We start from the raw sequence: 1,755 nt of genomic DNA, 5'->3' as shown, positions 1-1,755 counted from the left end.
CATTATGATCATTTGGGAATGGGTGGACCTTCGTCTAAAAAGCCGGATACTGTTGGTATACACCTTGGTGCCGACGATAATGCGAGTGGTACGGCTGCATTACTGGAAATTGCAGAGAAATTGTCGGCCAACAGAAAAGATTTAAAACGCAGTGTGCTTATAATTGCTTTTGGTGCCGAGGAGCAAGGTTTATTGGGATCCAAATATTTTGTTGAGCATCCATTGATTCCTTTATCCGCGATTAAGCTGATGCTGAATATGGATATGGTGGGCAGAATGAATGCTGAAAAGCAATTATATATGGGTGGTGCAGCTTCTTTTGATGGTGGTATGGATTTAATGAAAAGTCTGGGCCCACAGGTGGGAATTAACCCGATTGTAATTGCTTATGATGTTGGTGGCTCGGATCACGTATCATTTTATAAAAAGAACATTTCAGTATTAGGTTTTCATACTGGAGGGCATCCTCAGTACCATACGCCGGAGGATGATATTGCTCATATCAATATAGCCGGTGAAAAACTGGTTTGTGATTATATTTACAAAGCAATTGTGAGTGTAGCAAGCAGGGAAGGGGCAATATCGTTTGTTCCTGAGAAAAAGGATTGATATTGGTGTAGAAAAAGGGTTGATGTTGATGTTATTGCACAACATTCCGCCATGGCTGTTACACACACCGTCATTTCGACGATAGGAGAAATCTCTTGATCAGTAAGTAGTTGCGAGCAAATTAGCATGGCCAAGAGATCCCTCGATTCCTCGGGATGACGGCAGTTTTAAGTAATCTGTGATTATCGTTTAAATTTTTAGCTGACTAAAAAACCTGATTTTCTGTATAAAATAGGCATACACAATACTTGATGGATACTGACCAACGTGTTTTTGAAAGCTGATCTGTTTAGCTGTTCTTTTCTTTGCGTTGGCTGATAGGCTTTTAAGGAAATGAAAATGGGCTTTGTTAATGGCAAAAGCAAAATCTGTTTTTCCTTGTAGCAAAAAATGGATCCAGGCTACAAAATCTATACACATTCTAATAAATATCCTTGAATACGCATCGCCTATTGGCAGGTTCTTTTGAAGTATAATCAGGTTATTTCTGAAGTTTAAATAGGTTTTATAAGGATTATTTGCGCTTAAAGTTCCACCACCAACATGGTATACTTCTGCATCGGCACAGTAAACCACCTTGTAACCGAGGTTTTTTAAGCGCCAGCAGAGGTCAATTTCTTCCATGTGGGCAAAGAAATCAGGGTCCAGACCGCCAACTTCTTTCCATTGCTTGCTTTTTATAAAGAGGGCAGCTCCACTGGCCCAGAATATCTCACTTGAATCGTTGTACTGACCAAAGTCTGATTCAACTGTCTCAAAGAGTCTGCCTCTGCAGAATGGAAATCCGTGAAGATCAAGGTAACCTCCGGCTGCACCGGCATATTCAAACTCTTTTCTGTTTTTTTGCCATTTTATTTTAGGCTGGGCAACGGCAATACTACTGTCCGTTTGCATCATATCTATAACTGGCTGTATCCAGTTTTCTGGAACTTCTACATCTGAATTTAAAAGCACGTAATATTCGGCATCTACCTGCTCTAGTATTTTACGGTATCCTTCTGCAAATCCGTAATTGGCGTCGTTTTGTATGATCCTGATATTAGGGTAGTTGGTACGAACAAACTCAACTGAATTATCAGTAGAAGCATTGTCGCCAACTATTAATTGTAAATTACCGTACTTAGATTGAATTACACCGGGTAAAAA

At 39.9% G+C, this 1,755-nt stretch carries 2 protein-coding genes; one reads left to right on the top strand and one right to left on the bottom strand.

The window, feature by feature from the left end; translation table 11 throughout:
• Positions 1 to 609, top strand: a 609-nt coding sequence (locus AC1DG9_RS26680; protein WP_477635648.1) for a M28 family metallopeptidase, incomplete at its 5' end; no start/stop codon positions are given.
• A 189-nt stretch (positions 610 to 798) separates the two neighbouring features.
• On the opposite strand, the gene AC1DG9_RS26675 is transcribed toward AC1DG9_RS26680, so the two are convergent.
• The coding region (locus AC1DG9_RS26675; protein ID WP_477635647.1) for a glycosyltransferase family 2 protein at positions 799 to 1,755 on the bottom strand (957 nt) is incomplete at its 5' end.

The organism is Pedobacter sp. 05L430 (assembly GCF_056397585.1).
The sequence above is the reverse complement of the archived record's forward strand: the minus strand, read 5'-3'. Positions and strand labels throughout refer to the sequence as shown.